Source organism: Thalassospira sp. CH_XMU1458 (assembly GCF_037027205.1).
GTDB lineage: Bacteria > Pseudomonadota > Alphaproteobacteria > Rhodospirillales > Thalassospiraceae > Thalassospira > Thalassospira tepidiphila.
Genome location: NZ_JAYMDW010000003.1, coordinates 395,684 through 412,701, shown reverse-complemented (window position 1 = coordinate 412,701; position 17,018 = coordinate 395,684). Strand labels below are relative to the sequence as shown.

Annotated in this window: 16 protein-coding genes; 7 read left to right on the top strand and 9 right to left on the bottom strand. The window is 55.2% G+C overall.

Annotation, left to right across the window (positions count from 1 at the left end; all coding sequences use genetic code 11):
- Positions 1 to 11 precede the first annotated feature (11 nt).
- The 6 genes from doeB (at position 12) to WBY09_RS15905 (ending at position 5,346) form a co-directional block, all read left to right on the top strand.
- Positions 12 to 1,010 (top strand): N(2)-acetyl-L-2,4-diaminobutanoate deacetylase DoeB, encoded by a 999-nt coding sequence (doeB, locus tag WBY09_RS15930; RefSeq protein WP_336233255.1) that lies wholly within the window; start codon positions 12 to 14, stop codon positions 1,008 to 1,010.
- 2 nt (positions 1,011 to 1,012) lie between these two features.
- Positions 1,013 to 1,504, top strand: coding sequence for an Lrp/AsnC family transcriptional regulator (locus tag WBY09_RS15925; RefSeq protein WP_008890033.1), 492 nt, complete (start codon positions 1,013 to 1,015; stop codon positions 1,502 to 1,504).
- A 204-nt stretch (positions 1,505 to 1,708) separates the two neighbouring features.
- On the top strand, positions 1,709 to 3,115 hold the full coding sequence (locus tag WBY09_RS15920; RefSeq protein ID WP_336233254.1) for an arylsulfotransferase family protein: 1,407 nt from the start codon (positions 1,709 to 1,711) through the stop codon (positions 3,113 to 3,115).
- Complete coding sequence (locus tag WBY09_RS15915) at positions 3,112 to 3,417, top strand: hypothetical protein (RefSeq protein ID WP_336233253.1); 306 nt, start codon at positions 3,112 to 3,114, stop codon at positions 3,415 to 3,417. Before WBY09_RS15920 ends, WBY09_RS15915 begins: the two co-directional genes overlap by 4 nt.
- Before the next feature lie 37 nt (positions 3,418 to 3,454).
- Positions 3,455 to 4,210: a hypothetical protein gene (locus tag WBY09_RS15910; protein ID WP_336233252.1), complete on the top strand. Its 756-nt coding sequence runs from the start codon at positions 3,455 to 3,457 to the stop codon at positions 4,208 to 4,210.
- Positions 4,207 to 5,346: a sulfotransferase family protein gene (locus WBY09_RS15905; RefSeq protein ID WP_336233251.1), complete on the top strand. Its 1,140-nt coding sequence runs from the start codon at positions 4,207 to 4,209 to the stop codon at positions 5,344 to 5,346. Before WBY09_RS15910 ends, WBY09_RS15905 begins: the two co-directional genes overlap by 4 nt.
- 110 nt (positions 5,347 to 5,456) lie before the next feature.
- Here the strand turns inward: WBY09_RS15905 and WBY09_RS15900 are convergent, their stop codons facing one another.
- The 6 genes from WBY09_RS15900 to WBY09_RS15875 form a co-directional block, all read right to left on the bottom strand.
- Positions 5,457 to 5,642, bottom strand: coding sequence for a hypothetical protein (locus WBY09_RS15900; RefSeq protein ID WP_008890028.1), 186 nt, complete (start codon positions 5,640 to 5,642; stop codon positions 5,457 to 5,459).
- Positions 5,642 to 6,994 (bottom strand): amidase, encoded by a 1,353-nt coding sequence (locus WBY09_RS15895; protein WP_336233250.1) that lies wholly within the window; start codon positions 6,992 to 6,994, stop codon positions 5,642 to 5,644. Before WBY09_RS15895 ends, WBY09_RS15900 begins: the two co-directional genes overlap by 1 nt.
- A gap of 12 nt (positions 6,995 to 7,006) precedes the next feature.
- Positions 7,007 to 8,428: a TRAP transporter large permease gene (locus WBY09_RS15890; protein ID WP_120225598.1), complete on the bottom strand. Its 1,422-nt coding sequence runs from the start codon at positions 8,426 to 8,428 to the stop codon at positions 7,007 to 7,009.
- A 71-nt stretch (positions 8,429 to 8,499) separates the two neighbouring features.
- Complete coding sequence (locus WBY09_RS15885; RefSeq protein ID WP_008890025.1) at positions 8,500 to 9,072, bottom strand: TRAP transporter small permease subunit; 573 nt, start codon at positions 9,070 to 9,072, stop codon at positions 8,500 to 8,502.
- 98 nt (positions 9,073 to 9,170) lie between these two features.
- Positions 9,171 to 10,328 (bottom strand): TRAP transporter substrate-binding protein, encoded by a 1,158-nt coding sequence (locus WBY09_RS15880; protein ID WP_040823277.1) that lies wholly within the window; start codon positions 10,326 to 10,328, stop codon positions 9,171 to 9,173.
- A 206-nt stretch (positions 10,329 to 10,534) separates the two neighbouring features.
- Positions 10,535 to 11,500 (bottom strand): 2-hydroxyacid dehydrogenase, encoded by a 966-nt coding sequence (locus tag WBY09_RS15875; protein WP_008890023.1) that lies wholly within the window; start codon positions 11,498 to 11,500, stop codon positions 10,535 to 10,537.
- A 357-nt stretch (positions 11,501 to 11,857) separates the two neighbouring features.
- Between WBY09_RS15875 and WBY09_RS15870 the strand changes: the two genes are divergently transcribed.
- Positions 11,858 to 13,567, top strand: a complete 1,710-nt coding sequence (locus WBY09_RS15870; protein ID WP_336233248.1) for a hypothetical protein — start codon at positions 11,858 to 11,860, stop codon at positions 13,565 to 13,567.
- A 123-nt stretch (positions 13,568 to 13,690) separates the two neighbouring features.
- On the opposite strand, the gene WBY09_RS15865 is transcribed toward WBY09_RS15870, so the two are convergent.
- The 3 genes from WBY09_RS15865 to WBY09_RS15855 all read right to left on the bottom strand — a co-directional run bounded on the left by WBY09_RS15865 (position 13,691) and on the right by WBY09_RS15855 (position 17,014).
- Positions 13,691 to 14,854, bottom strand: a complete 1,164-nt coding sequence (locus tag WBY09_RS15865) for a Gfo/Idh/MocA family protein (protein ID WP_336233247.1) — start codon at positions 14,852 to 14,854, stop codon at positions 13,691 to 13,693.
- A gap of 45 nt (positions 14,855 to 14,899) precedes the next feature.
- Entirely contained in the window at positions 14,900 to 15,955 is a 1,056-nt protein-coding gene (locus WBY09_RS15860; RefSeq protein WP_336233246.1) for a sugar phosphate isomerase/epimerase family protein, read from the bottom strand.
- Between the two features lie 102 nt (positions 15,956 to 16,057).
- The gene (locus WBY09_RS15855; RefSeq protein ID WP_040823275.1) at positions 16,058 to 17,014 is read right to left on the bottom strand and encodes an ABC transporter substrate-binding protein; all 957 of its coding nucleotides are present in this window, start codon (positions 17,012 to 17,014) and stop codon (positions 16,058 to 16,060) included.
- Between the last annotated feature and the right edge of the window lie 4 nt (positions 17,015 to 17,018).

The following is a 17,018-nucleotide window of genomic DNA, read 5'->3' as shown; positions in this document are numbered from 1 at the left end:
AGGATACGACCATGACAAAACCATCGCCCATCAGCCCGACGATCCCGCTTGATCAGGATGGCATTCACCACGGCTTTCTGAAGCTTCCCTATTCGCGTGATGATTCCGCGTGGGGTGCCGTGATGATCCCGATCACCGTGGTCCGCAATGGCAATGGCCCCACCGCCCTTCTGACCGGCGGCAACCATGGCGACGAATATGAAGGCCTGGTGTCGCTGTTCAAACTGGCAGAATCCCTCTCGGCGGGTGAAATCACCGGTCGGGTGATCATTCTGCCGGCTATGAACTATCCGGCATTTCGTAGTGCGTCGCGGACATCCCCGATTGACGCTGGCAACATGAACCGGTCCTTCCCGGGCAAACCCGATGGCACGGTGACCCAAAAGATCGCCGATTATATCTTCCGCTATCTCGTGCCCGAGGCCGATATCGTTCTTGATATCCATTCCGGCGGCAAGACGCTTGATTTCATCCCGTTCGCAGCCGCCCACGTCCTGCCCGACAAGGAACAGGAAGCACGCTGTGTTGCCGCCATGCAGGCATTCGGTGCGCCCTATTCGATGATGATGCTCGAACTGGATGCGGTTGGCATGTTTGACACCGTGGTCGAAGAAGCTGGCAAAACCTTTGTCACCACCGAACTGGGTGGCGGCGGTTCAACCACGGCCGAACGTGTAGCAATTGCTGATCGTGGTGTGCGCAACATCCTTATTCATGCCGGTATCCTCAAGGGTGAAATTGAACCGAGCCCGACCGGAACAACCATGCTTGATATGCCCGATGACCGTTGCTTTGTCGCATCCGAGGCATCCGGCCTGTATGAGCCGTGCGTTGATCTGGGCGACATGGTCAAGGAAGGCGATCTGATCGCGCGTATTTATGATGTCGAACGCACAGGCACCCCGCCGCGCGAATATTATGCCCCGCGCGAAGGCATCGTTTCGTGCCGCCATTTCCAGGGCCTGATCAAGACGGGCGACTGTTTGATTGTGATTGCCGAGGTGCTCTGACCATGGTCCGGCTTGATGAGCTCGATCTGAAAATCCTCAAAACCCTGCAACGCGAAGGGCGCATCACCAAGGTCAAACTGGCCGAGGCGGTGAACCTTTCGCCAAGCCCGTGCTGGGAACGGCTCAAACGCCTCGAAGACCTTGGGGTTATTTCGGGGTATCACGCCCATATCAATCTGGAAAAACTGGTCAAACCGACACTGGTCCTGACCGAAGTCACCCTGCGTCATCACCAGCATGATGATTTCCAGATTTTCGAACGCGCCGTGCAAGACATCCCCGAAATCGTCGAATGCTATGCGCTTGGCGGCGGGGTCGATTACATGCTCAAGGTGCTGTGTCATGACGTTGATGCCTATCAACGTCTGATCGACCGGCTTTTGGTGTCCAATATCGGCATCGACCGCTATTTCACCTATATCGTCACCAAAAAGGTCAAAACCACCTCAATCACCCCGATTGAAAATCTGGTCGAGCCCCCCGAACGCAAATAAAACCGCACCAGCGGGCAGGATCGTTTTCCTGCCCGTCTGCATCCGCGCCCCCAAAAAACGGTATGATTGTTCATATTAACAATTAACGTTTAAGGCGAATTCGCGGCTAATTGCGGACCAATTCGCCGCAATTACCGATAAAATCGCCGTAAATTTGCCCGCACGTCTGCGTAACCTTTCTGTCAAAATACACGGAGGTTATGCGTGCCTGATACTGGTCAATACGAAGAGTCCAACACCACCAATACCGGTGATCGCCTGTTTCTCACAGCTTCTGTGATCGGAATTGCCGCGATCAGCTTTGGGCTTGGCGCGTTTGTGGTGCTGGCGGAAGTCCCGCCCTACCAGTCTCTGAAAAATGCCTGGCGTGCCGGAACAGCACTTTGGGAACAACGGACCAAATATACCGATGTCGAACGGCTTGATTTCTGGTCACCGGCCCGCACCGATCAAACCGGTGTCACCATCCACGACCAGGACAAGGCACAGGATGGCCTGACGCTGTATTCATCAGGCGATGGCCCCCATGCGGTTCTGATCGATATGGATGGCAACATCGTCCATGAATGGCGCATGCCGTTCAGCGCCATTCACGATGAAACATCGCCGATCCCCAATCCGCAAAAAGATGAATTCATGCATTGGCATACGGCCAAGATGGCGCCGGATGGCAATCTGATTGTCCAGTATACCGCGGCTGGCGATACGCCCTATGGCTATGGCATGGCCAAGATTGATCGCAATTCAAAACCGATCTGGAAATATCTTGGCACCGCGCATCATGATTTTTCCATCGCCGATGATGGGCGTGTCTATGCGCTGACACAGGAATTCCGCTTCAACACCTATCCCAATCGCAAACAACTCAGGCCGCCGCGCCTTGATGATTTTGCCGTGATCCTGTCGCCCGATGGCAAGGAGATCAAACGCGTCTCGATCCTTGATGCACTGATCAAGTCCAACTACGCCAACATGGTTGATTTTGCCCCCTATTTTGCCAATGAAGACATCCTTCATACCAACACGATCCAGTTGATCGACGATAAAACAGCCGCCAACTTTGCCTATGGCAAGGCAGGTGACGTCGTTCTGTCCTTCCGCGATCTTGGCATCATTGCCGTGCTCGACATCGATGCGGAAAAAATCACCTGGGCCACCCGTGGGCCGTGGCTCGGCCAACATGACCCGGATGTATTGCCCAATGGCGATATCCTTTTGTTCGATAACCAGGGACAGTTTGCCGATCCCGATGCCGGGTTCTCGCGCATTTTGCAAATCGATCCGCAAACAAACGCCATCACCTGGCAATACAAGGGCAACGCCGATCAGAAGTTTGACAGCAACATTCGCGCTGATCAGCAACGTCTGGCCAATGGCAATACGCTGATTACGGAATCAAGTGGCGGCCGCCTGCTGGAAGTTACTGACAGCGGCGAAATCGTTTGGGAATTCCACAACCCGATCCGCCGCGATGATCCCGACAATCCCGGCAAGAAACTCGTCCCCGTCGTCTCACAGGCCGAACGCATCAGCGATGCGCGTGCCGACCTGTTTCGCACTACCGCCCCCGCCTCGAATACAGGCACCTCCAACACAGGAGAAGCACAATGAAACCGCAAATGAACAGCTCGATAATTCCGGCATCTAAAGCCAACCAATCCCAGACATTTCTGACCATTGGCACTGTAACGCTTGCGGGCGCGATGATGCTGATTGCCTTTCCCGCCCAAGCTTATGTCGGGCCGGGTGCCGGTCTCAGCCTGCTATCCGCCTTGTGGGCCGTTTTGGCGGCAATCGTCGTTGCAGTCGGTTTTGTTTTGATGTGGCCGCTTCGCAAGATGATGCGCAAACGCAAGGCCAACCGTGCGGCAAAGCCTGCGACCGCCAACGCATCAGAACATCAAAATTCCTGAATGGGCAGGCAGATGAATTCAAACCGGACTTTTTGCCATGGGACTATTTGCCATGGGATTGTTTGATTGGCCCGCCCCGGCATTTGCCGCCCTTGATGACCTGATGGCCACGGCCATTGGTCCGTTTGGCCGGGTGCTGATCTGGGCGTTGATCTGTGCTGGCGTTTCCATGGTTTTATATCGCCTGATCTCGCCGCAAACCCGCATCAAGCAGGTAAAGGCCGAAGTCAAGGCTGCCCAGCGTGCCATGTCCGATGACGACGGCGAGGATTTCGGGCAGGGCATGCAGCTTGCCAAGGCGCAGCTTGCCAAGTCCTTCAAACTGGTCGGCTTTGTCATTGGCCCGGCGGTTGTGGCATCCCTTCCCGCCCTTGCCCTGATTGTCTGGCTGGACGGGCAATACGGATATAGCTGCCCGCCGCCCGGCGAACCGGTTCAGATCGACGTAGAACCCAAGGATACCGAGATCGAACAGATCGGCGGCAATCCTGATGCCATCACCGGCGCCTGCCCGATCGTCCAGATCCCCGGACATATCGAAGGACACAGCCATATCGTCGAGGCAGCAGCCCCCATTCCGGTCATGCATCATAAAGTCTGGTGGAACAGCCTGATCGGCAATCCGGCGGGTTATTTGCCCGATGACACCCCGGTCACACAGCTTCGCTTTGCCCTGCAAAGTCAGGAAATCCTCTCTGCCGGTCCGGACTGGGCCCGCGGGTGGGAACTGACATTCTTTATAAGCCTGTTGTTGGGGTCACTTGCCATCAAGAAAGGGTTTCGGATCGAATGACCAATGCGACCGCGAAACAGGCATCAAACAATACTGCGTTTCATGTATCTGGCTGGGATCACTGGCTAAGCGGGCTGGTATCACGCCACCCGCAACACTGGATCCGGCTGGGAAATTTCGAAACCAAACTGGCCGCCGACGCCATTGAAGATATCAAGATCGAAAAGCCGATCTTTGTCGCCGGCCTTGCCCGATCGGGCAGCACCATTTTGCTCGAAACACTGGCCGGGCACGCGGATGCGGCAACCCATCGCTATCGTGATTATCCGCCTGTTTTCACGCCCTGGCTGTGGAACCGCTTTGTCGATCTGGCACCCGGCAAGAAAAATGTCGCGGTCGAACGCACCCATGCAGACGGCATCAATGTCACCCCCGAAAGCCCCGAGGCGTTCGAGGAAATGATCTGGATGGCCTTTTTCAACAATCTGCATGAAATCGGCAAAAGCAACGTTCTCGATGGCCATATCAGCAACCCGGCCTTTGAACAGTTTTACCGCGATCACATTCGCAAACTGATCCATGTGCGGGGCGGCCAGCGTTATGTGTCCAAGGCCAATTATCTGGTCACGCGGATGGAATATCTGCTGTCGATTTTTCCCGATGCCCGGTTTGTCTTACCGGTGCGCGATCCGGTCTGGCACATCGCATCCCTGATCAAGCAGCATAAACTGTTCTGCGCAGGCGAAGCCGACAATCCGCGCGCCATCGCCCATATGCAGCGCGTCGGGCATTACGAGTTCGGGCTGGACCGCCGCCCGATCAATACCGGCGATTTGCACGAAACCTTCGCGATCATGAAGCTCTGGACCAATGGCGATGAAATCGAAGGCTGGGCGCGCTACTGGTCCAACCTGCATCATTATCTGGCCGACCGGATGATCGTGAACAAGGATCTGGCAAAGGCGACACTGGTCGTGCGCTATGAAGATCTGGTCGCCGATCCTGCCCAGCAACTCGCATCCCTGTTTGACCATGTCGAACTGGATGATGCCGGGCCCCTGATTGATCGCGTCGCGCCGACCATTCATGCGCCGGACTATTACCGGCCAAAATTCGATGAGGGTGAAATTGCCCTGATCCGCGATATCACAAAGATCGCAGCCAAACGCTTTGGCTATGACGCGGTATCTGTCTGATACCGCCTGATCGGACCCACGCGAACACCGTCAAATAAAAAAGCGGGACAGGATCATCATCATCCTGTCCCGCAAGTTTGCTTGCATCTTCTGGGGTTCTCCCCGTCAGATCAGTGTTTGTCTTCCTTGTTGCCCATGGCGACATGCCACATATCCCACCCGGCAAGACCCACCGTCAGTGCTACGATCAACGCAAGGTCAAAGCGGGTGACATAGCCCACAAGAATGCCGACAAATCCGACAAGCACAGCAAAGGACAGAAGTGCCATGGCACGGTTCAAAAGACTGTTTTCCATTATGCGTTCTCCTGACTGCTGAGATGTGATTTCAACCAGTTGGCGGTCCGCATCAAACGCGCGTCATCGCCAATTCGACCAACAAGCTGCACGCCCATCGGCATCCCGCCTTCTGACCATAAAAGCGGGATGGTCACGGCAGGCGTTCCGCAGAACGTCCACAACCCGTTAAAGATCGGATTGCCGGTGGTCTGATGGTTGGCCGGTGCCGGACCGGTGGCCGCAGGTGTGATGATCGCATCACAGCGATTGAACACTTCGTCTAGCCCGGCATTCAGGACCTTGCGCCAGTCAAGGGCCGCCAAATAATCCCGCGCCTTGATGTCATTGCCCTTGTCGATGGCCTCAAGGATTTCGGGCGACAGGTGATCACGGCCACGCTTTTCATAACCGTAATAATCCTTGGCCATCTCGGCAAAGTTGATCCGGGCCCGCAGCGCATTTGCATCTTCAAACGCCTTGGGCAACGGGGCCTCGAAACATTGATCGCCGAGCATTTCGGTAATTTCACGAAACGCCATGATGGTTTCCTTGTCCGCGACCTCGTCAAATTGCGGCGGACGGACAAAGGCAAACATCGGGGTGACCAAGGGATCGCTTTTGGCGACATCGACCAACCTTGGTGTCGGGCTTGGTTCTGTTGCCGGGTCCCCTGCGTCATATCCAAACAGGCTTTCGGCCACCATCGCCGCCCCGGTGATCGAATTGGCGAAAACACCGATTGTATCAAGGCTCGGACTTTGGCTAAGAACGCCGGTCCGGGCAATCGCGCCAAAGGTCGGCTTGAACCCGACAACCCCGCAAAACGATGCCGGTCGAATAACCGATCCACCGGTTTGCGTCCCGACAGCAAGCGGCACCATGGCGGCTGCCACCGCGGCTGCCGACCCGGCCGATGATCCACCGGGTGTATGATCCGGGTTATGCGGGTTGCGCGTTTTGGACGGATGCATAAAGGCAAGCTCGGTCGAAACCGTCTTGCCCATAATGATGGCACCGGCTGCCTTAAGCCGTGATACCAGAACCGCGTCTTCTTCCGGCACCCGCCCCTTATCAAGGACGGTGCCGTTTTCAGTCGGGATCTTGGCGGTATCAATCACGTCTTTAAGGCCGACAGGAAGCCCGTGCAACGGACCAATCGGCGCACCGGATTGACGCCGCGCATCAAGGGCACGGGCCTGGGCAATCGCATGATCGCTATCAAGCCATGCCCATGCCTGAACCTGTGGCTCGATCTCGGCAATGCGCGCCAGGCAGGCTTCGACATATTCGACCGCGCGCACCGCCCCGCTGGCAAGGCGGTCGCGCAGTTCGACAACGTCAAGTGTCAGTAGCGGGTTGATATTACTCATCTCATCCCTCCCTTAACGTGCGCCATAGAACAGATCGGGCAAATGGAACACGATTTGCGGGAAGGCGTACATCAGAACCATGCTGACGATCACCATGAACAGGAACGGCATGATCCCCTTGAAGATATCGGTCAACAATATCCCGCTGGGCGCCACCCCCTTAAGGTAATAGGCCGACATCGCCATCGGCGGAGTCAGGAACGAGGTCTGCAGGTTCAGCGCCACAAGGATACCAAAGAACAGCGGATCGATATCAAACAGCGGCAGAAGCGGCAGGAAGATCGGAACGAAGATGATGATGATCTCCGACCATTCCAGCGGCCAGCCCAGCAGGAAGATGATCAACTGTGCGAGCAGAAGGAACTGAAGTGGTGTCAGGTCGAGACCACCGACAAACTCGGCAATCACATGTTCACCACCAAGATAAGAGAACACCGAGGAGAACGTATAGGAACCGACAAACAGCCAGCACACCATCGCCGAGGTCCGCACCGTCAGATAAACCGATTCACGCAGGCGATCAAAGGTCAGCGCCCGGTAAGCCGCCGCCAAAAGCATCCCGCCAAGCGCACCGATGGAGGCCGCCTCGGTCGGGGTTGCAAGGCCAAACAGGATCGATCCCAGAACCGCCAAAATCAGGAAGGCCAGCGGGAAGAACGAGGTCGCCAGCATCCAAAGGACTTTCGGCAATGGCACTTCCGGAATTTCCTCGGTAGTCGGACGGGGGGCTGCCTTTGGCTGCAACATTGCACGCCCCATGACGTACAAAAGATACAAACCAACAAGCGTCAGACCCGGCAACAGCGCACCGGCATAAAGCCGCACGATCGAAACCCCCGATGCCGCGGCATAAACAATCAGCATGATCGACGGCGGGATCAGAATGCCCAGCGTCCCGCCAGCACAAATGATGCCCGACGCAAAGCTTTTGTCATAGCGCGCCTTAAGCATCGCAGGCAGCGCTAGCATCCCCATGAGTGTCACCACCGCGCCGACAATGCCGGTTGCGGTTGCAAACAGCGCACAGGTAATCAGGGCCGCAACACCAAGCGATCCGGGAATGTTACGCGCCGCAATATTAAGGGTGCCAAACAGCCGGTTCACGATATTGGCGCGTTCAACGATATAGCCCATGAACAGGAACAACGGCACGGCGGTCAGAACTTCGTTCGACATCACCGTGTATGTCTGGTTGATGAACAAATCGAATATTCGGTTGTTAAACGCCCCTTCAAACCACGTTATCACCGAAGTCAGGGTTTCGCTGTCCTCAGCCAGCCGGTCAAAGGCCCGCCACATGCGGCCTGCATCGAAATAAGCGTAATATCCAAACCCGATGCCAAGCGCCATCAGGGTAAAGGCAACCGGGAAACCGAGGAATACCAGTATAATAAAGATGCCCAGCATCATCAGGGCGACATGTGCGTCAATCACGTTGGCTGCTCCGTTCGGGGGCGTGTATCGCGTATGGTCCAGCGGTCTGGTTGATCTTGATCGTCATGGGATCAGTCTTCCTTGGCCACTTTTTGCTTCATCAGCAATTCTTCGGTTTCCTGAACATCATCGTCTGCATTGCGCCAGTATCCTTCACGGATACACAAAATGCAGCGCATCACCTGTGCGATGCCCTGGATGAACAGAAGAATGCCGGCTGCGACAATCACTGCCTTGAATTGAAAGATCGGAACACCCGCCGGGCTGTTCACGCTTACTTCCCCATAGCCCCACGAACGGGCGGCATATTTCCAGCCCGACAGGATCAGGGCGGTCACACCCGGGAAGAAGAAGAAGATATAAAGAACCAGATCAACCTTGGCCTGGGTTGTGGGTTTCCACAGACGATAAAGGAAATCGCCGCGGACATGCCCGCCACGAGACAGGGTATAGGCCCCACCCATCATGAACAGTGTGCCATACATGATAAATGACACATCAAGCGACCATGTGGTTGGCGCATTAAATAGGTATCGCGATGCCACCTCATAGCTCATGCCAAGCGTCATGAGGATAATCAACCAGCCAAAGGCCTTGCCAAACCAGGCCGAAAGCTTGTCCGCGAATTCAATAAATCCAATCATGAAATCCTGTCCGTTCGCGTATTGACTGCTCCGCCAGCCAAAAGATCAGGCCAACGGAGCAGTCAGGATCATCAAAACACTGAAATCCTAAACAGGGATCAGAGTTTCAGTTTGCCCGGGAAGTAGTGTTCATAAGCGAGCTGATAATCAGGCGAGTTCATCAGTTCATAGAAGGTCACACGTTCGACCCAGGCACGCTGGCTGTCGAGAACCCGTTTCATGAACGGATCTTCTTCAAGTGTCGGGATCAGTTTGTCCCAAGCTTCAAGCTGTGCGGCCAGGATCTCTTTCGAGGTCCGGTGAACTTCTACGCCCTCATCCTGCAATTTCTGCAGATCCGAGGAATAGTTGTCCATCGCAAGCGCCGTGTTCGAAGTCGACGCCGCCTCGACAGAGTGACGCAGGATCGCCTGAAGATCCGGCTCAAGGTCTTCCATCAGGGATTTGTTGAACAGGAACTCGAAGCTTTCCGATGCCTGATGGTACGAAGACAGATAGTAGTTCTTCGCAACATCCTGTGCGCCAAAGCGCATGTCAGACGACGGGTTGTTGAATTCGAACGCGTCAATCACGCCACGTTCCATCGCCGGCACAATCTCGCCGCCCGGAAGCTGTGCGACCGACATGCCCATCGACTGCAGAAGGTCTGCTGCCAGACCCACCGTGCGGTATTTGAAGCCTTCGATATCAGCAACGGTGTTGACCTGCTCCTTGAACCAGCCGAACGGCTGTGCTGGCATCGGGAAGCCAAGAAGACCAACAACATCCAGCCCCATCACATCCTGGGTCAGTTCGCGATAGAACTCTTCACCACCGCCAGCATAGAACCAGCTCAGCATGGTGGTTGCAGAACCACCAAACACCGGACCGGTCCCAAACAGCGATGCTGCCTTGTTCTTCCCGTACCAGTAAACCGGCACGGAATGGGCGATATCAATCACGCCGTCATTGACGCCATCAAGAACCTGGAAGGCCGCAACAACAGCACCCGCCGGCAGAAGGTCGATTTTCAGACGACCACCCGACATGGCTTCGACGCGGTCAACATACTGCTGGGCAAAGGTCATCCAGATGTCGGATGACGGCCAGGAAGTCTGCATCTTCAGAACCATCGGTGCCGGCTGCGCGTGAACAGCAGGTGCCGCAAACATCCCGGTTGCCGCAGCACCACCTGCCACAACCCCGGTCGCCCCTTTGGTCAGGAACGAACGACGGGATACTTCCTTGGACTTCACGTCTTCAGATTTGGTTTTCATTTCCATTTTTCCTCCCAGATATACCGTTGTTTGCCGTCCACCATTGGCGGGAAACAATCGGTAACTGTCAGCCTTCAAAAGCCCCTGATCTTGATATCCAAGATCCTTTTTGATGCGCTTGGTCCGTTCCGGGACCGCAAAAACGGCGCGCATTTTGTTATTGTTAAAGACTTCAACAAACTGGACGCAGACGGTCTTCCCGCCTTCTACGCCACCCGGTCGCCGGGTTCTTTCCCCTGAAAATAGGCATCAAGGTTATCAAGTGCGCGAAACCCCATGGCATCACGCGTTTCTTCGGTCGCAGACCCTATATGTGGTAACAGAAAGACGTTATTCAACGCGCTAATCCGTTGATTTCCACCGGGTTCGTTGCAAAACACATCAAGGCCTGCTGCAAACAGCTTTCCGCTTTGAAGGGCGGCCACAAGCGCATCCTCGTCCACCAGGTTGCCACGCGCTGTATTCACAAGGATCGCGCGGTCGGGCAGCATCGCAATTGTCTTGCTGTTGATGATGCCTTTTGTTTCTGGTGTTGACGGGCAATGCAGTGACAACACGTCGGAATGGGCAAACAGGTCTTCGACCGTCTCGTGGAAAATTGCGCCCTTGGCCATATGATCGGGCAGTGGCTTGCGGTTGTGATAATGGACTTCCATGCCAAATCCGCGTGCCCGTTCGGCCGCGACCTGACCAACCCGGCCCATGCCCAGAACACCAAATCGCTTGCCGGTGACCTGACGCCCGACCATGAAGGCCGGCGACCAGAAATCCCACTTCCCGGCCCGCACCATCGCATCGCCCTCGGCCCCGCGACGCGCCGCACCCAGCATGCACAGCATGGCAATCTCGGCGGTGGCATCAGACAGGACATCGGGTGTGTTGGTCACAACAATCCCTGCATCCTTGGCCGCAGCCAGATCAACGTGATCCACCCCGACCGAATGATTGGCAATGATCTTGAGGCTCTTGGGCAGTTCGGCAATGACATCAGCCGAAAAATGCTCGGAATGGCAAGGCAGGACAGCATCGACCTGCTGGCACTTTTCAATGAGCTCTTCACGCGTGAACACGCGGTCTTCGGCATTGGTCAGAACCTGATAGTCCCGCGCGGCGCGTGCCTGAACGGCATCACGCAATCGTCGCGTTATCAGAAGCTTTGGCTTCTCGGGCATGCGGACGCTCCCGGTGATTTCCCTGAAAGTAGTCTTATTTTTTATGATCCTAGGAAACACCTTTACGGAAAATCCAGCAATAGGGGATCAACCAAGAGGCAAGTCTTTTTCACTTCGTGGAAAACCATGGGGCGCATTACGCCGCAATCACGCGCGTAAAAGGCTCAACAAGCTTCTGATTCTATTGATTAAAAATTGAATTTATGGCCTGGATTTTGATCCGCACACCAGTCAGGCCTTTCATCACCCAAAAGTATACATTCGCGTTCCCTCTTACGCAGCGTTGCGCAAAAGCCGTTCTGAACGGTCAGTATTTGGCGATGAACTGCCTTTTTAAGGCGCAACCAAAAAGCCAGCGTGCAGGCTAAATTCACTTTTCAGAATTTAAATTTTCTGCCCAAATACCCTGATCAGGGTCTGCATCAGGGGGCTTTAATGCAGGGTCAAACCAAACTCACAAAATCATCGTTTACCGCTGGAAGTCTGTTACTTGCCGCAAGCTTTTTGCTCGCAGGATGCCAGACAACTGATTTTGATCAATTAACCAGTAATATCATGAACGCGATAACGCCTTCGCAATCAGAAGGAACCGATACCGCCAGTCAACCTGAGACGACAACTGCAAAAACGACAGCAGCTGTATCAACAGCGACACCTTCAAACGCCCCTCCAAAGGGCATGAAGAAAAGTACGCTGAATTGGGGTCTGGTTCAGTTTGTCATCGGTGCAGGCGGCACCTATGACGATTACTGGAGCGCTTCTGTATTCCCGACCAGCAGTTCCGAGAACTTTATCGGTGCGCATGCAGATAAAGTTGCCATGGGCCGGATCCACGCCGTCCAGCTGTGGCCCGGTGAGTATCGCGTGCGCCTGACGCACAATTCACAGATCAAGGCAGATAGCATCATTAAGGTCGAAGCCGGAAAACTTGTCCGGTTGACAGCAGAATATGGCGTATTTTCAAACAGCGTCAGCACCACAACTGAGCCTGTCTATAATGACTTCGCACTTATGGCGGCAAGCACGGCGTCTTATGCCAAAGATACCTATCTTCCCGTCATCGTAGAACATCAGGGACAATGGCTTTTCGAATTCCGGGGACCACAGGTCAACGGACAGGTCGCAGGCAATGGCACGATCACGGTTCTTCGTGATGGCTCAGAAGTCGCTGTCATCAGCAACGCCAATATCACCCCGGATGAAATTACCGGCAAGGTAACACTGACGGGGGAAGGCGTTTACCAGGGACGCTTTAACCGCAAGAAGTTCGAACAGATTGCCGGCACCACAATTAAATGGAAGAACGGTAAAACCTTTGAAGGCACATTCGAGGCCGTCGTCCCCAAAGAAGGTAAACTGACACAACTCAGCGGGTCGGTCTGGGAAGGAGAAGTCGATGGTGATAATCCCAGTGGCGAAGGCCGCTTCACCAATACCGATGGCAGTTGGGTGCAGTATTCTGACTATGCCGCGCGCGATAGCTATGTTGGCCTGCGTGACTGCGGGCCATCACCGGATGTGATATCCACTTGCGCATACTACAAGGGTGAGAAGCTGGCATCCGAAGCTGAATTGAATGCCAAGATCGCCGAAGACAAACACCTCGCCGAACTTGAACAACAACGACAGGCTGAACAACGCCGCATCGCACAGATCGCAGCAGCCAAAGCAGCAGAGGAAGCCGCGAAAGAAGCGGAAGTGCGCCGTATCGCCGCGGCGGAACAGGCCGCACGCGAAGCAGCGGCCCCCAGGAAACCTGATGATTGCACCACGGCGACCGGCACCTTTTCTGCGGATGGCAACCTGACCCAATACACGATGAACGGATCAGGCAGCGGCAGCGGACATTTCCGCCAGCGCACGTATGGTAGCGAGTATCAATTCGACATCGACTTCTATTTCAACACCTCTGCCAACAGCATCAGCTTTGATTACGGCGAAGGTATCTATTCCGACGCTGGATCAGGGGCTATTCTTCAACGCACATCCATCCCAAATGGCAGTGCAAATTGCACCTTCAATGGTCGCGTTCTGACCATTGACGGCAAGGAATTCGTCAAGCGCTAAAAAAAGAGCCGCAACCAATAAGGCTGCGGCTCAATGCCGACAGAGCGCCGGACGGGAAGAACACGTTTCAATGGTGAATTCGCGCACACGGAAATCCCCAGATTTCCCGATTGCGCGAAATGATCACATTTTGACCCAAACGGCCCCGTCCCGACCGGAACGCACGACGGCTTCGACAAATTTCATGCCCTCAAGACCTTCCTTGACGCCGGGCACCAACATGGCGGCGGCATCGGCCTTTTCATTGGTCAGATGCGCAACCAACTGATCGGCGAAATCGGTGTAAAGGTTTGCAAAGCCCTCAAGATACCCTTCCGGATGCCCCGGCGGCACGCGCACACCATGCAGACCTTCGGCCCCGATGCCTGCCCCACCGCGGGTCAGCAATTCCGGACGTCCGTCAAGCGGGCGGAAATGCATGTGGTTTGGATGTTCCTGCGCCCATTCAAGGCCGCCCTTGTCACCATAGATCCTAAGGCGCAGGCCGTTTTCATGACCAATCGCCACCTGGCTGGCCCACAGCATGCCGCGTGCACCATTTTCATAGCGCATCAGGATCTGCACATTGTCATCAAGCTTGCGGCCCTCGACGATGGCATCAACATCGGCACAAAGTTCACTCGGCGTCATGCCAGACACAAAGTTCGCAAGGTTATGCGCATGGGTTCCGATATCGCCAAGTGCCCCGCCCATCCCGGCCTTGGCCGGGTCGGCACGCCAGTTGGCCTGCTTGTTATCGGTATCCTCGACCTTGGTTGCCATCCAGCCTTGCGGGTATTCGACCTGCACCAGCCGGATATTGCCAAGCTTGCCATCCGCCACCATCTGGCGCGCCTCGCGCACCATCGGATAGGCGGTGTAGTTGTGCGTTAAGGCAAACAGAAGGCCGGTTTCCTTGACCTTGGCCGCGATCTTTTCGGCCTCATCGACGGTCATGCAAAGCGGCTTGTCGCAAATCACATGAATACCGGCATCCAGCATCGCCATCGCGGCTGGGAAATGCAGGTGGTTGGGTGTGACAATCGCACAGACATCAATGCCGTCTTCACGCGCTGCTTCCTGTTTGGCCATGTCTTCAAAACTGGCATAGCTGCGGTCACTATCGATAAACAGTTCTTCCGCCGAGGCCGCTGCGACATCGGGCTTGGATGAAAGCGCACCTGCCACCAGTTCATAGCGATCATCCAGTCGTGCCGCGATGCGATGAACGGCCCCGATGAAGGCCCCCTGCCCGCCGCCAACCATGCCCAGGCGCAAACGACGGCCAAGCGATGTTTGTTTGCTCATATCTGCCTCCAAAGTCCAAATGGACGAGTATTGCCCGTGATGCTGCTAGTCGATGCCAAGGATGCGGCGATTGGCCGCCTCGTCCGTGCCACCGTCGGCAAAGTCATCAAAGGCTTTCTCTGTCACACGAATGATGTGGTTTTTAATGAATTCGGCCCCTTCGCGGGCACCGTCTTCGGGATGTTTGAGCGCGCATTCCCATTCGAGCACAGCCCAGCCATCAAAATCAATCGCCGCAAGTTTCGAGAAGATGGCGCCAAAATCAACCTGCCCGTCGCCAAGCGACCTGAACCGGCCTGCCCGATTAACCCAGCCCTGATACCCGGAATAAACACCCTGTCGGCCGGTTGGATTGAACTCGGCATCCTTGACGTGGAACATGCGGATGCGATCAGCATAAATATCGATGAAATCAAGGTAATCAAGCTGCTGAAGCACGAAGTGGCTCGGATCATACAGGATGTTGGCGCGCGGATGATTTTTCACCCGTTCCAAAAACATCTCGAACGTCGCCCCGTCAAACAGGTCCTCGCCCGGATGGATTTCATAGCAAACATCAACACCCGCCTCGTCAGCCGCATTCAGGATCGGTGTCCAGCGCTTGGCAAGTTCGTCAAACGCGGTTTCGATCAATCCGGCCGGGCGTTGCGGCCACGGATAAACAAACGGCCAGGCCAGTGCGCCGGAAAATGTTGCATGGGCGTTGATTCCCATATGTTGCGATGCCTTGATCGCGGCCTTGACCTGTTTGACCGCCCATTCCTGACGCGCCTTTGGATTGCCGCGCACTTCGGGCACGGCAAAACCGTCAAACATCTCGTCATAGGCGGGGTGGACCGCCACAAGCTGGCCCTGAAGATGGGTTGAAAGTTCGGTCACCTGCACGCCGTGCCCGGCAAGTTTACCGATCACTTCATCACAGTAATCCTTGCTTTCGGCGGCCTTTTCGACATCAAACAGGCGCTTGTCCCAGCTTGGAATCTGAACACCTTTATAGCCGAGTGACGCCGCCCAGCGACCAATCGCGTCAAGACTGTCGAACGGGGCTTCCTCGCCGGCAAATTGCGCCAGAAAAATCGCCGGTCCCTTAAGCGTTTTCATCTCAGACCTCTTTAACTGCGTTCTGGTGGAAATCAGTGGAAATCGGGCTGCGTCGGGCGGCGACCGCCCGACGCAAGAGTGCTTGTCCCAACCAAAGTTCGTTTAGAACGGGCTGTCCGGGAAATAGAAGTTCTCGGCATTTTCCTGGGTAACAACGGTCGCACCCAGGATATAGCGACCTTCAACCGGTGCGTTCGACGTGAACTTCATAACGGTCACGTCCATCGCAGTTGCGATCATTGCCGGCGGATACAGAACATCAATCGGGGTCAGTTCATCGCCATCCATCACGCGTTTGATGATGTCTTTCATGCCAGCACCGCCAACGATGAACATCTCATCGGTACGATCAGCCTGTTTGACGGCTTCGATCACACCAAGGGCGATGTCGTCATCCTGTGCCCAGACCGCGTTGATTTCCGGGAAGCGTGACAGGAAGTCCTGCATCACTTCATAGCCGTCATCACGGTTCCAGTTGGCATGTTTCATATCAAGGATTTCGATATTCGAGCCGTCAAGCGCTTCGACAAAGGCGTCCACACGCTCGGTATCAATCGTGGTCGGAATGCCGCGCAGAACAACGATCTTGCCTTCGTCATTCAGGCGTTCACGGATGTACTCGCCCGAAACACGGCCAAGTTCCGGGTTGTTACCCGCAACATAAACGTCTTCAATCCCCGGAAGCGAAAGGCCACGGTCAACCACGGTGACAAACTTGCCCGCCTGTTTGACCTGCTGGACCGGAACGGTCAGTGGATCAGACTCAAACGGCAAGACGACCAACGCGTCGATATTCTGAACCGACACCAGATCTTCAAGGTCGTTTGCCTGTTCGGTTGCACCATTCGCGCTGACCACAATGACATCGATATTGGGATAGGTTGCCTCAATACGCTTTTCGGCCTGTTCGGCATGCCAGTTCAGGCCACCTGCCCAACCATGGGTCGCTGCCGGGATCGAAACCCCGATCTTGATCTTTTCCTGTGCGATTGCACCGGTCGATGCCAAACCAAGGCCCAGAACACAGGCGGCCCCCAGATATTTTGTAAACGTTTTCATCAAC